This window comes from Kitasatospora sp. NPDC047058 (genome assembly GCF_040643935.1).
GTDB lineage: Bacteria > Actinomycetota > Actinomycetes > Streptomycetales > Streptomycetaceae > Kitasatospora.
In genome coordinates, this window is record NZ_JBEYVJ010000239.1 from 1 (window position 1) to 11,514 (window position 11,514).

At 75.7% G+C, this 11,514-nt stretch carries 12 protein-coding genes; 6 read left to right on the forward strand and 6 right to left on the reverse strand.

Going from position 1 to position 11,514, the window contains the following annotated elements; genetic code table 11:
- The 3 genes from lanL to ABZ885_RS27615 form a co-directional block, all read right to left on the reverse strand.
- Positions 1-2,603: class IV lanthionine synthetase LanL (gene lanL / locus ABZ885_RS27605; RefSeq protein WP_360194049.1), on the reverse strand; the 2,603-nt coding region annotated here is incomplete at its 3' end.
- Positions 2,604-2,605: 2 nt separating this feature from the next.
- Complete coding sequence (locus ABZ885_RS27610) at positions 2,606-2,773, reverse strand: SflA family class IV lanthipeptide (RefSeq protein ID WP_360194052.1); 168 nt, start codon at positions 2,771-2,773, stop codon at positions 2,606-2,608.
- 226 nt (positions 2,774-2,999) lie between these two features.
- Positions 3,000-4,007 carry a 2Fe-2S iron-sulfur cluster binding domain-containing protein gene (locus ABZ885_RS27615; RefSeq protein WP_360194054.1) on the reverse strand — a complete coding sequence of 336 codons (1,008 nt, stop codon included), beginning with the start codon at positions 4,005-4,007 and terminating at the stop codon, positions 3,000-3,002.
- Positions 4,008-4,270: 263 nt separating this feature from the next.
- Between ABZ885_RS27615 and ABZ885_RS27620 the strand changes: the two genes are divergently transcribed.
- Positions 4,271-4,888 carry a hypothetical protein gene (locus ABZ885_RS27620; protein ID WP_360194056.1) on the forward strand — a complete coding sequence of 206 codons (618 nt, stop codon included), beginning with the start codon at positions 4,271-4,273 and terminating at the stop codon, positions 4,886-4,888.
- A gap of 105 nt (positions 4,889-4,993) precedes the next feature.
- On the opposite strand, the gene ABZ885_RS27625 is transcribed toward ABZ885_RS27620, so the two are convergent.
- The gene (locus ABZ885_RS27625) at positions 4,994-5,809 is read right to left on the reverse strand and encodes a universal stress protein (protein ID WP_360194058.1); all 816 of its coding nucleotides are present in this window, start codon (positions 5,807-5,809) and stop codon (positions 4,994-4,996) included.
- A 312-nt stretch (positions 5,810-6,121) separates the two neighbouring features.
- On the opposite strand from ABZ885_RS27625, the gene ABZ885_RS27630 reads away from it, so the two are divergent.
- The gene (locus tag ABZ885_RS27630) at positions 6,122-7,165 is read left to right on the forward strand and encodes a zinc-dependent alcohol dehydrogenase family protein (protein WP_360194060.1); all 1,044 of its coding nucleotides are present in this window, start codon (positions 6,122-6,124) and stop codon (positions 7,163-7,165) included.
- 165 nt (positions 7,166-7,330) lie between these two features.
- On the opposite strand, the gene ABZ885_RS27635 is transcribed toward ABZ885_RS27630, so the two are convergent.
- Entirely contained in the window at positions 7,331-7,684 is a 354-nt protein-coding gene (locus tag ABZ885_RS27635; RefSeq protein WP_360194063.1) for a hypothetical protein, read from the reverse strand.
- 294 nt (positions 7,685-7,978) lie between these two features.
- Here ABZ885_RS27635 and ABZ885_RS27640 point away from each other — a divergent pair, with 294 nt between their 5' ends.
- The gene (locus tag ABZ885_RS27640; RefSeq protein WP_360194066.1) at positions 7,979-9,601 is read left to right on the forward strand and encodes a sulfatase-like hydrolase/transferase; all 1,623 of its coding nucleotides are present in this window, start codon (positions 7,979-7,981) and stop codon (positions 9,599-9,601) included.
- 75 nt (positions 9,602-9,676) lie between these two features.
- On the opposite strand, the gene ABZ885_RS27645 is transcribed toward ABZ885_RS27640, so the two are convergent.
- The gene (locus ABZ885_RS27645) at positions 9,677-9,847 is read right to left on the reverse strand and encodes a hypothetical protein (RefSeq protein ID WP_360194069.1); all 171 of its coding nucleotides are present in this window, start codon (positions 9,845-9,847) and stop codon (positions 9,677-9,679) included.
- A gap of 78 nt (positions 9,848-9,925) precedes the next feature.
- Here ABZ885_RS27645 and ABZ885_RS27650 point away from each other — a divergent pair, with 78 nt between their 5' ends.
- The 3 genes from ABZ885_RS27650 (at position 9,926) to ABZ885_RS27660 (ending at position 11,445) form a co-directional block, all read left to right on the forward strand.
- Positions 9,926-10,486 carry a hypothetical protein gene (locus ABZ885_RS27650; protein ID WP_360194071.1) on the forward strand — a complete coding sequence of 187 codons (561 nt, stop codon included), beginning with the start codon at positions 9,926-9,928 and terminating at the stop codon, positions 10,484-10,486.
- 120 nt (positions 10,487-10,606) lie between these two features.
- Positions 10,607-10,729 (forward strand): hypothetical protein, encoded by a 123-nt coding sequence (locus ABZ885_RS27655; RefSeq protein WP_360194074.1) that lies wholly within the window; start codon positions 10,607-10,609, stop codon positions 10,727-10,729.
- A complete protein-coding gene (locus tag ABZ885_RS27660; RefSeq protein ID WP_360194077.1) occupies positions 10,726-11,445 on the forward strand; it encodes a DUF3152 domain-containing protein in 720 nt (239 codons plus the stop codon). Before ABZ885_RS27655 ends, ABZ885_RS27660 begins: the two co-directional genes overlap by 4 nt.
- Positions 11,446-11,514: the final 69 nt, after the last annotated feature.

Sequence of the window (11,514 nt, forward strand, 5' to 3'; positions counted from 1 at the left end):
CAGCCGATGAGGCCGAGCCGCTCTCCGCCCCCGTCGTGCAGGCGCCGGAGGAAGGCGAGCACGCCGGCGGAGCCGCCGGCCCAGGTGGCGCTCGCCCGGGTGAGGCCGGCGTCCGGGAACACCGGACGGGAGGGGGTGCCGCCGCTGCGGCTCAGGATGATCGCGGCGACGGTCCCGGCGGCGTCCCGGAACTCCTCGGCGCCGGACGCCCCGGCGACGTCCACCATCAGGTCGCCGACCCCGGACAGCCCGCAGCACTGGGTGACCAGCGGCATCCGCGGCGCCAGCGCGGCGCAGGTACGCGCGGCCTGCCGGGCGAGGGCGAGGTACCCGGGTTCGCCGAGGCGGTCGGCGGCCCGGACGAGCACCGCCCCGATCCCGGCCAGGCCCCGGCACCACGAGCCGTAGCGGCGGGTCGCCCCCGGGGCGGCCGCCGCGGCGACGATGCCCGGGGTGAGCGCGGCGAGCTGCGCGCACGCCTGCCGGGCCCGGCGGACGGCCGTGGGATCGCCGGTGGCGCCCGCGTACTCGAGCAGGAAGTACGCGACCCCGGCCTCGCCGTGGGCGAGCCCTTCGCGCAGGGCGGCGCTGCCGGTCGTGCCGGCGCCCGTGGGCGTCAGCCGGGCCGTGCCGGACGCCAGCATCCGCGCGCACTCGGCGGCGACGGCCAGGTGCCGCCCGGCGAGCCGGTGGTCGCCGGCCGCGAGGGCGTGGCGGGCGAGCAGCAGGCGGCCGGTGCCGATCCCGGCGACGCCCTCGATGAGGTCCGCTTCCGGTGGTCCGCCGCCGGGCCCCCGGGCCGGCAGGTCCGGGTGGTCCGGCGACGCGTCCGGGCGGAACGGGTCCGTTGTGCCGGTGCCCGGCGTCGTCGCCGCCTCGGCGAGGAAGAGCCCGACGCCGGTGCGGCCCGACCAGAAGCCCGGTGAGAGGTTCCGGGACTGGCCGGCCGTCCACTGTGCCAGGGCGGTGACGGCGTCGCGGACCCCGGGCCGGTGGAGGTGGCGGAGGAGTTCCAGCCCGAGTCCGGAGCTTCCGCCGTAGAGGTCGACCGGCGTGGGGACGGCCGTGCGGGCGGCGAGCACCGGGTCCGCGATCCGGTGGGCCTCGGCGACGCAGTACGCGGTGGTGTGCTCGATGATCTCCTGGAGCAGGCCGTCGTCGACGCGGAGCCGGCCGGGCCTGCGGGCCGACCGGGAGGCCTCGGCCGCCCGGGACGCCTCGGGTACGCCGGGTACCCCGGGTGCCCCGGTGCGGAGTCGGTCCGCGCCGGCGGTCCGGACGGCCGGATCGAGGCTCGTCAACGCGCCGACCGCCGCCCGGATCCGCCGGTGGCCGTCGCCGGGCAGCGCCCAGGCCAGGCCGGCCAGGGTGCGGTCCCGGTTGACGGCGTCGTCGGGGTCGACGATCACCGGGTCCAGGCCGGTGGCGGCGAAGCAGAGGGTCGCGCCCAGGGCGTAGTAGTCGTCGGCGGGTTCGGCCGGCCGGGTCGTGCGCCGGACCGGGGCGCTGTAGCCGGGGGTCGATCCGTCCGGCCCGGCGCCGCCCACGGCGCTGATCCCGAAGTCGACCACCCGGCACCGGCCGTCGGCGTCGAGCACGACGTTGTCGGGCTTCAGGTCACGGACGACCACGCCCCGGCCGTGGACGTCGTCCAGGACACGGAGGAGCCGGGCGGCCAGGCCGGAGAGCGTGCGCGACGGCCCGGTCCCGTCGTCCCGGTACGGGCCGTTCTCCTGGACGTCCCGCCGCAGGTCCCGCTCGCCGCAGCTGGTCATCACCAGGTACTCGTCCGCGCGGTGCCGGAAGTAGTCGAGCGCGCGGGGCACTCCCGTGACGCCGTCGAGCGCGGCCAGGACCGCCCGCTCGTTGCGCAGCCGGGCGCGGGTGTCCGCACCGGACTCGTCCTCGGCGACGAAGGCCCGGGCCTGCTTGACGACCACCGGCAGCCCGGTGACCCGGTCGACCGCGCGGTAGACGTTGCCCTGCGGCCTGCGCACGATGCCGCCGGTGACCCGGTAGCGGCCGCCGCCGAACCCGGGGGAGGAGCCCGGCCGGGCGTCGCCGCCGGACCGGTTCCCGAAGGGGTCCTCGGCCCAGGGCGGGCAGCGGTACGAACCGCTGGCCAGCCCGTCGAAGACCCGGCCGTCCGGGCCCGTCATGACCGACTCCAGCCGTCCGCTGCGGCCGGTCCGGTAGTCGCCGGTGAAGGGCCCGTAGCGGTAGTAGACGGGGGAGTGCGGGTCGACCCGGCGGTCGCTGACGATCTGCGGCCCCTCCCGGCCGCGCAGCACGGCGACCAGCTCGTCGGCGAGGCCGACGACGGTGCCGGGCGCCGGGTACACGGTGACGGCCTTCCCGACGGCGCCCGCTGCCGGCACACCGGAGTTGATCGCCCGCAGGGTCTCCGGGCCCAGGGCCCACTTCGCGTGGCAGACGTGGCGCAGCAGCACCGGCAGGACGAGGCCGGTCACGGCCTCCAGGTCGCCGGGCCGGGCCGAGACGTGCAGCTTCCAACCGTGGTCCATCGCCGGCATCCGCGGGTCGTTCAGGTACGACCAGGTGTCGTCGGACCACCTGCTGCGGCCGGCGATGGACCCGGGCACCGTCAGGAGTTCCGGTCGCAGGCGAAGCGGGTGGTGGCGGTCACCCACGGGTCGACGAGACACGCCGTGGCCTCGTGGTCGCTGCGGTCGTCGTCCTCGAACACGATGGTCTCGTCGTCGACCACCAGCGGACCCGCGTCGCGGATCTCGGCGAGCATGGCTACGGGCATGTGACGCCTCCAGGGTTTGCCGTGCGTCCGGCGGCTGCGCGGATCGGCCCCGCCGCGGACCGCCGGGCCCGATGGGGCCGCGGTCCTGATCCAGAAGGTAGGGAGGAATGGTGGACCTGACAAGGGGTCGGAACGCGTGAACTTCACACAGTGAACACAATTGTGAAGAAGTGGTGTGCCCGGTCGGGCCGGTCGCCGCTGCCGTCCGGCCCGGCCCGGGCGCGGTTCAGCCCGCCAGGAAGCGCTCCCGGTGCACCTGCTCCGGAGGGACGCCGGCCAGCAGCGCGGCCTGCCGGACCGAGTCGACCAGCGGCAGCGGGCCGCAGACGTACACGTCCGGCGCGGCGCCCGCGAGCCCGGTCAGCGCGGCGGCGAACAGGTCGGCGGGGGTGCCGGTCGGGCCGGACCACTCCGGGGTCGGCCTCCAGACGCAGACGTCGTACCGGAAGCCGGGCAACTCGGCGGCCACCGCGGCGAGTTCGCGGACCCCGAAGACGTCCTGCGGCTCGTTGACGCCGAGGAACAGCCGGGCCGGCTGCGGATCCTGCCACTCGGCCATCCGCCGGACCATCGCCGGCAGCGGGGCGAGGCCGGTGCCGCCGGCCACGAACCAGCGGGGCCGCAGGCCGGTCTCCCGCAGGCCGAAGGCGCCCTGCGGGCCGTGCACGGTCAGCCGGTCGCCCGGGCGGGCCCGATGGGCGAGGTAGCCGGAGAACGCCCCGCCCTCGCGCAGACGGACGAAGAACTCCAGCCGCCCCTCCCAGTTGCCGGTGTTGGCCGGGGAGTAGGCGCGCTTCACGTCACTGCCGGGAGGTTGCAGCTCCACGAACTGGCCGGGGTCGAACTGGCAGTCCGGGCCGTCGTCGAGGGTCAGCTCCAGCCGGACGGTGTCGTGCGCGACCGGCTCCAGTGCGGCGATGACGGCCTCCCGGGCGGGGATGCCGCCGTACAGGATCCGGGACTGCTCGTACGGCAGGTCGGCCGACAGCGGCCCGGACGGGTAGGTGCGGCAGAGCAGCACGCCGCCGTGCTCGCGTTCGCCCGCCGGGAGCGCCTGCCCGCTGTGGGCGCCGAGTTCGTACGCGCCGCCGGTGACCGTGGCGTGGCATGAGCCGCAGGTGCCCCGGCGGCAGGAGGCCGGCAGGGTGGCGCCGGCCTCCGCCGCGGCCTCCAGCACGCTCCGGCCGGGGGCGCAGGTGAAGTCCAGCCGCCCGCCGTCGGTCGTGGTCAGCACGACCAGAACATGCAGGTCCTCCATGGACGGGTGGGGGCCGTTCGGCCGGGACGGCAGGACGGAGGGCGGGCCGGTTCCGTGGAACGGATCGGGTCCGGGCGGCTTTCCGCCCGTCCAGAATGGGTGGAACCGTGACCGGCCGGCATGGGCCGTTGGACCCGTCACCAGGGCCGTGGGACCCTCGGGAGACGGACGCAGCCTTGGAAGACTGAGCCACGAGAGCACCTGCGACCATGCCGCCCCGGCACGGAGGGAGGCGCGTCATGTTCGCCGCAGCCACCACGCACAGGACCGCGGCCTCGCGCACGTCCCTGCGGCAGCACGTCCGCCGGGCCGTCGGCCGGGACCACAGCCCGCTCTGCCGCCCGCTCGACCGCTCCTACAGCCGCCTCGCGGCCGTGCAGACCCTGACCGTCCTCGCCGTGCTCGCGGTGGCGGCGGTCGCGGCACTGCTGGCGTTCCGCATCGAGACGCACACCGCGCAGCAGATCGCCCGGCACCGGCACGTGGTCACGGCCGTCACCACGGGCCCGGCGCAGTCGGACAACCCCCGGTCGGGCACCCAGCGTGACCACGCTGCGGCCCGCTGGACGTACCCGGCCGGGCCGGGCAGCGGGAGGATCCCCGTTCCGGAGGGCACCCGCACCGGGACGGCCGTCCCGATCGGGCTCGACGACTCCGGGGTCCCGGTGGCCGCGCCCAAGGGGACCGAGCAGATCGCGTCGGACGCCGTCCTCATCGGTCTCGGCACGGTCTCCGTGCTCGCGGTGGGCACGGAGGGCGCGTTCGCGCTGCGCCGCCGCGCGCTGGAACGCCGGGCGGACACGAGCTGGGAGGACGCCTGGGAGCAGGTGGAACCGCGCTGGACCGGGCGCCGCTGAGCGGCGCGGGCCCACCGCAGCACGGCCGGCGGCCGCGGCGGGCGGCGCGGACCGGCACGGCCGGCTCGGACCGGCTCGGATCAGCTCAGGCCGGCTCAGGCCGGATCAGACCGGCACGACGACGACGGTGCACTCGGCGTGCTGGACGACCGCCTGGCTGGTGGAGCCGAGCCGGCCGAGCGGGCCGCGCGGCTCACCGTGGCGGCCGATCACCAGCAGGCTCCGCCCGGCTGACGCCGCCACCAGCTCCTTCGCCGCGCCGGAGCGCACCACGGACGACGTGACGGTGACGTCCGGGAAGCGCTCGCGCCAGTCGGCCAGCACCTCGGAGACCAGCCGCTCGTGCTGGGCCTCGATGTGCGACTCCTCGTACACCACGGGGACCTCGTGGCCCGGGCCGAGGAGCAGCGGATACGTCCAGGCGTGGACGACGGACACGGGCAGCGAGTGGCGTTGGGCCTCCAGGAAGGCGTACGCGAGCACGGGCTCCTCGTGTTCCTTGCCCTCGATCCCGACCACCACGCCCGGCTCCAGCGGGTCCTGCGGTGCGCGCACGACGGCGACCGGGCAGGGTGCGTGCCCGGCGACGTGGAGACTGGTCGAGCCCAGCAGCAGCCGGGGGAACCCGCCGGAGCCGCGGGCGCCGACCACCAGCAGCGCCGCGTCCGCCGCCGCGCCGGTCAGCGCCTCGCGCGGCGAACCGTCCACCAGCTCGGCCGCCACGGTGACCTCCGCGTACCGGGCGGCGACCCGCGTCCACTCCCGGTCGAGCAGCTGGGCCTCGGCGTCCTCGGCGCCACCGGACCGGGCGTGGACGAGCCGGAGCTCCGCCCGCCGGAGCGAGGCCTCCTCGGCGGCCCAGTCGACCGCGGCCAGGTTGGGCTCGGACGGGTCCACGCCCACTACGACGGATTGGTTCATCGTCGGCACCTCCGTACCGCCTCGACCGGCCCCGCCCTCAGGCTATGCCGATCACCGGACGAGCACCCGCCCGCCGGAGCGCGGCACCGGGCCGGGCAGGCCCGCGCCGGACCGGCCAGGGCAGGGACCCTCCGGCCCGGTGGACGGCCCGGTGGACGGCCCGCCGCCGGGGACGGTGATTGCGCCGAACGGCCCAAGCGCCACCCCGGGCCCCGGTCGCACGCTGGAGATGGTGCACCACCCGCGCCGGGCCGACGACGCCCCGTCGGCCGGCCCGGCACCTCCCCGCAGCCCGAGAGGGGCGATCACGACATGAAGGCGCTCACCTACCACGGACCGGGTCGCCGCACGTGGGGCGAGGTCCCCGACCCCGCCGTGAGCGACCCCGAGGACGCGGTCGTCCGCGTCGACGCGGTCACCATCTGCGGCACCGACCTGCACATCCTCAAGGGCGACGTCCCCGAGGTCACGGAGGGCCGCATCCTCGGCCACGAGGCCGTCGGCACCGTCACCGCGACCGGGCCCGGCGTGCGGACGGTCACGGCCGGCGACCGCGTCCTGGTCTCCTGCATCTCCGCCTGCGGCCGCTGCGCCTACTGCCGCGCCGCGGCCTACGGGCAGTGCACCGGCGGAGGCGGCTGGATCCTCGGCCACCTCGTCGACGGCTGCCAGGCCGAGTACGTCCGCACCCCCTTCGCCGACACCTCCCTGCACAGGCTGCCCGACGACGTCACCGACGAGCACGCCCTGCTGCTCGCGGACATCCTGCCCACCGCGTACGAGGTCGGCGTCCGCAACGGCCGGGTCGGCCCCGGCGACACCGTCGTGGTCGTCGGTGCCGGGCCGATCGGACTCGCGGCGATCCTCACCGCGCGGCTCTACAGCCCGGCCCGCATCGTCGCCGTCGACCTCGCGCAGAGCCGCCTGGACGCCGCCGCGCGGTTCGGCGCCGACACCGGGCTCACCGTCGCCGAGGCCGCCCCGGAGGCCGTCCGCGCGCTGAGCCGGGACGGCCTCGGTGCGGACGTCGCGATCGAGGCGGTCGGCGTCCCCGAGTCCTTCGAGCTGTGCACCCGGGTGGTCCGCCCCGGCGGGCGGGTCGCCAACGTCGGTGTGCACGGAAAGCCCGCGGTCCTCCACCTGGAGGAGCTCTGGATCCGGAACGTCACCATCACCACGGGGCTGGTCGACACCCGCAGCACCCCGATGCTGCTCGGCATGCTGGCCGCCGGCGGGCTGGACGTGTCCGGGCTGGTCACGCACCGCTTCGGCCTCGACGAGATGCAGGAGGCCTACGACGTCTTCGCCGATGCCGGTGACAACGGCGCCCTCAAGGTCGCACTCTTCCGGACGTGACCCGCTCCGGACGTGACCCGCTCAGGGCGTGACCCGCTCAGGGCGTGACCCGCGGACACGCCCTGACGGAAGGGCCGGACGGACGGAAGGGCCGGAGGCGGCGGTGTCCGGCACCGCCGCCTCCGGCCCCTGCGCGCCGACCGACCGGGTCGGACGACCGCCCGGTCAGCCCGGCGACTGTTCGCGCGTCGTGTGCAGGGCCTCCTTGATGCTCTGCACGACACCCGCGACGGCGTGGGTCATGACGCCGGCGACCATGAACAGGGCACCGATGATGATCCATCCGCCCGTCTCGCCGGCGCTGAGACCGGCCGCGGGCGCGGGCCGGCCACCCGCCGGGGTGCGCTGAGGCGTGGGGCTCGTCATGCTCCTGGCGATCCCGAAGACGCCTCGCAGCGCGTGCATGATCGCGCCGACGACGAGGGCCACGAAGCCGACGACGAGCCACCCGACCCGTCCGAGCTCGTCGGTCCCGGGCGTGACGACGGGTGCTGGCGTCCGGTGGCGGATGTTGCTCATCCGTCTCGCCTCCTTACGCGTGGTGGCGGTGGACAAGTCCCTCTCCGTAGACCTTCGCACCCCACGGCCCGGAGGCCCAGGGCTGTTCGGCCCAATCGGAGGGGCCGGACGGCCACGGGCGGGACCGCGGCCCGGGCTGCGGTTCACCCGGCCGGCCCCGGCCGGCCGTGTCCCCGCGCACGCCGTGCGGGTGCAGAACCTAGATTCGGGCGGGATGCACCTTCCGTGCCGTCCTTGCCCGCCCCGTGGGCACCGCCGCGCAGGCGGGCGCACCACCCCGGGAGACAGGTGGCCATGACACGTCGTCCGAACATCCTGCTGATCGTCACCGACGAGGAACGGTTCACGATTCCCCGCCCGCAGGGCTTCACGCTCCCCGCGCGGGAGCGGCTCGCCGAGCGGGGCAGCACCTTCGAGCGGTACTACACCGCCTCGGCGCAGTGCAGCTCCGCCCGGTCCGTCCTCTACACCGGGCAGCACCTGCCGCTGACCGAGATCTACGACAACGACAACATCCCCTACGTCCGCCCGCTCGATCCGGGGCTGGGCACCCTCGGCACGATGCTGCGCCGGGCCGGCTACTACTGCACCTACCAGGGCAAGTGGCACCTCTCCAACGCCTACGTCACGCCGCAGAACCCGGGACCCACCACCGACGCCCTGGAGCCGTACGGCTTCTCGGAGTTCAACGACTGGGGCGACATCGACGGCGGTGCCTGGGCCGGCCTCAAGATCGACCCGGTCATCGCCGGGCAGGCCGTGAAGTGGCTGCGCAACCGCGCCCCGGTCGTCGAGTCCGACCAGCCGTGGTTCATGGCGGTCAACTTCGTCAACCCGCACGACATCATGAGCTTCGACTACGGCGGCTCGCCGCAGGTCCGGCTCCCTTTCGGCCTCGCCCACGCCGTCGTGGCCAGGGCGGCCGCCGACGTGCCGGTGTACCGGCGCCGCTGGGACTTCGACCTGCCCGCCAGCCTGCGCGACGACCTGTCCGGCGCGGCGCCCGCGGTGGCCGAGTACGCGCGCATGCTGGAGACCGTCTTCGGCCCGGTCGCCGACGACCGGCACTGGTACGACGGCCTGAACTTCTACCTCAACGCGATCCGCGACGTGGACCGCAGCATCGAGCTGGTCCTCGACGCCCTGGAGGCCTCCGGGCAGGCCGACCGCACCGTCGTCGTGTTCACCTCCGACCACGGTGAGATGGCCGGCTCCCACGGCCTGCGGCAGAAGGCCGGCCTGGTCTACGACGAGAACCTGCACGTCCCGTTCATCCTCAGCCACCCGGACCACCCGCGCGGCACGCGCAACCAGGCGCTCGCCTCCGCGGTCGACCTCGCCCCCACCCTGCTGGAGTTCGCCGGCGTGTCCGCCGCCGGGACCGCCGAGCACCACCCCGCGCTCAGGGGCCGCTCCCTGGTCCCCGCGCTCGACGGCGGGACCGTGCGCGACGGCGTGCTCGCCGCCATCGAGTCGATCATCACGCTGGACGCGGACTTCTGGTTCGAGTTCGCCGACCCGGAGGCGCCCCGCCGGGTCGAGGCCGGGGAGCTGCGCCCGGACTGGAACAAGCGCGGCTTCCTGCGCGGCTACGTCGACCACCGGTACACCTTCGGCCGCTACTTCTCCCCGCTCGACCCCAACCGCCCCACCGACGCCGAGTCGCTGTACGCGCGGAACGACGTGGTGCTGTACGACCGCGCCGAGGACCCGGCCGAGCTGCGCAACCTCGCCTCCGACCCGGCCCACCGCGACCTCGTCGCCCGCTACAGCGCCCTGCTGGAGGACCTCATCACCCGGGAGATCGGCACCGAGACCCGAGCCTGGGTCACCGAACGCCCCCGGCTGCTCGGCTGGCCGACCTGGCACGGCGACACCGACCAGCCCGCGGCCACGGCCGCCGGTGCCCGGCGCTGACCGCAGCACTGAATCCGGCGTCGAGCCCGGCGCCAGGCCCGCCGGACCCGGGACGCGGGGCCGGGCGCCCCGGGTTCAGCGGCTCACGGCGGTCTCCCGTTCCATGTGCGTCAGCTTCTCGGGATTGCGCACGGAGTAGATGCCGCTGATCAGGCCCTCGTCGATCCGCATCGCGACGACCAGGTCGATCTCCCCGTCGACCCGGAGGACCAGGGCCGGGTGGTCGTTGATCCGGGTCGGATCCACCGTCGCGACCGGCCCCACCGCGCCACACCGGCGGCCAGCAGGCGGGCCACCTTCACGGCGCCCACGGTGAGCCACGGCATGGCCGTCCTCACGCCGCCGCCTTCGCTCACGGCGACGACGTCCGGTGCGAGGAGGCCGAGCAGGTCCTGGAGGTCGCCGGTCTCGACGGCGCGCTGGAAGGCCCCGAGCGCGGCCCGGGTCTCGGCCGCCGAGACGGTGGCCGAGGTGGCCGAGGCGCGGCCGGACCTGCGGGTCAGGATCGTCGGCTCCCCGGTCGCCGGCACCTTCTCGCACCGGGCCCACCAGCGCGTCCGGGCCGGTCTGGAGCGGCTGCGGGCCGAGATTGTGGACGACGGCGTCACGAAGACCGTGGACGGGGCCGTGCACCTGCGGTCGGGAACGGTGCTCGCCTCCGTCGACACCCTGGCCCGCCTGATCGCGGGCCGGGCGCCCCGGCCGTACGCGCCGCGCTACGTCGCCCGGGCCGTCACCCTCGGCCGGCGGAACGCGGTGGGCCAGTTCACCCGGGCCGACGACACCCTCCGGAAGGCCGGCGTCGCCGGGCGCACCGCGGTCGTCATCAAGGAACTGGCCTCCCGGGGAGGGAAGTTCGGCGCCCGCACCGGAACCGGCGCCTGAACGCGGCCCCACCGGAGCGCCGTTCGGCCGCGGCGGGTGAACCTCGGACCCCCTCCGGAGCGTCTCTTCTATCCCGACCGTTTTCCGAACCGGTCCCGTCCGAGGAGTTGCCGCACCGTCATGTCCAGGAACCACCGCACCGCCCGGTCCGCGCAGGGCCCGGCCCCCGCCCGACCGTCCACCGCCCGCGACCTGCCCTCCCGCGCCGTCATACGCGGCGCCCTCGCCGGGCGGGCCGGGTGAGGGCGGCCCGGGCCCTCGGCGGGCGGAAGGGGATCGGGGCGGTCGCCCTGGTGGTGGTCGCCGCCGTGGCGGCGGGCCTGCTGTGGTGGCGTCCGTGGGCCGCCGAGCCGCCGAAGCCGCTGGCGTTCACGACGGCCGCCGGCGGCTCCGAGCGCTTCGGCACCGGCGAGCACCTGTACCGGTACAAGGTGCGGGCGGAGGACGGGCTGAAGGAGAGCCCCGCACAGTTCGCCGCCGAGGTGGACGCCGTCCTCGGCAACGTGCGGCGCGGCTGGGCCGCGGGCAACACCTGGTCGTTCCAGCGGGTGGCCGCCGACCCGGTGGACTTCACGGTCTACCTGGCCACCCCGGAGTCCACCGACCGGATCTGCGGCCAGTACGGCCTGGACACCGGCGGCTGGGTGAACTGCGCCGCGGGCCACCAGGTCGTCATCAACGTCAAGCGCTGGGCCGAGCTGTCGGACGCCTACCGCGGCAACCCCGACCTCTACCACGCGCTCGCCGTCAACCACGAGGTCGGGCACTTCCTCGGCCAGGGCCACGTCGAGTGCCCCGGGCCGGGAGCCCCGGCACCGGTGATGATGCAGCAGATCAAGGGGCTGCACGGCTGCGTGCCGAACGGCTGGCCGTACGCCGAGGACGGCACCCTCCTCACCGGCCCGCCGGTCCCGGCGTCACCCGATCCGTCCGGCAGCGGCACGTCCGCGCCCCGCTGACGGGACGCCCGCCCCTCCGTCGGGCGCTCGGCACCGGCGCGCCCTTCGGCTCAGGGCGGGCCGGGGCCG

What these genes read in the sequence shown, in the direction of transcription:
- ABZ885_RS27610 (WP_360194052.1), bottom strand. Translation starts at nt 2,773, where the DNA reads ATGCCCGTAGCCATGCTCGCCGAGATCCGCGACGCGGGTCCGCTGGTG.
- ABZ885_RS27620 (WP_360194056.1), top strand. Translation starts at nt 4,271, where the DNA reads ATGTTCGCCGCAGCCACCACGCACAGGACCGCGGCCTCGCGCACGTCC.
- ABZ885_RS27625 (WP_360194058.1), bottom strand. Translation starts at nt 5,809, where the DNA reads ATGAACCAATCCGTCGTAGTGGGCGTGGACCCGTCCGAGCCCAACCTG.
- ABZ885_RS27630 (WP_360194060.1), top strand. Translation starts at nt 6,122, where the DNA reads ATGAAGGCGCTCACCTACCACGGACCGGGTCGCCGCACGTGGGGCGAG.
- ABZ885_RS27635 (WP_360194063.1), bottom strand. Translation starts at nt 7,684, where the DNA reads ATGAGCAACATCCGCCACCGGACGCCAGCACCCGTCGTCACGCCCGGG.
- ABZ885_RS27640 (WP_360194066.1), top strand. Translation starts at nt 7,979, where the DNA reads ATGACACGTCGTCCGAACATCCTGCTGATCGTCACCGACGAGGAACGG.
- ABZ885_RS27650 (WP_360194071.1), top strand. Translation starts at nt 9,926, where the DNA reads ATGGCCGTCCTCACGCCGCCGCCTTCGCTCACGGCGACGACGTCCGGT.
- ABZ885_RS27655 (WP_360194074.1), top strand. Translation starts at nt 10,607, where the DNA reads ATGTCCAGGAACCACCGCACCGCCCGGTCCGCGCAGGGCCCGGCCCCC.